At 72.0% G+C, this 482-nt stretch carries 1 protein-coding gene; it reads right to left on the bottom strand.

Going from position 1 to position 482, the window contains the following annotated elements; all coding sequences use genetic code 11:
• Positions 1-482: DUF2637 domain-containing protein (locus KUM49_RS47085; protein ID WP_217243162.1), on the bottom strand; the 482-nt coding region annotated here is incomplete at both ends.

The following is a 482-nucleotide window of genomic DNA, read 5'->3' as shown; positions in this document are numbered from 1 at the left end:
GCAGGACCGGCTCGATGTCCGCCGCCGCCAGGCCTGCCGGGGCCGTCTGCACCAGCGGGACGCCGTACTGGGCCAGCCGCAGCGGCATCAGGCTCTCCCCCGGGGCCTTGCGCTTCCACGCCCGGCCGAAGCGCGAACGCAGGCGGGCTTGGTAGACGAGGCGTTCCTGCTCCAGCTTGATGACCTGCTCGTAGGAGCGCAGCTCCCACAGCTTCATACGGCGCCACAGCAGCAACGTGGGCACCGGGGACAGCAGCCAGCGGGTGAGGCGGACGCCCTCCATGTGCTTGGCGGCCGTGATGTCGGTGATCCGGCCGATCGCGTGCCGGGCCGCTTCGACGCAGGCCACGAACAGGATGGGGATGACCGCGTGCATGCCCACGGCCAGCGGGTCGGGCCAGGCGGCTGCGCCGTTGAAGGCGATCGTCGCGGCCGTCAGCAGCCAGGCCGTCTGGCGCAGCAGGGGGAAGGGGATGCGGATC

The organism is Streptomyces sp. AC555_RSS877 (assembly GCF_019049245.1).
Lineage (GTDB): Bacteria > Actinomycetota > Actinomycetes > Streptomycetales > Streptomycetaceae > Streptomyces.
The sequence above is the reverse complement of the archived record's forward strand: the minus strand, read 5'-3'. Positions and strand labels throughout refer to the sequence as shown.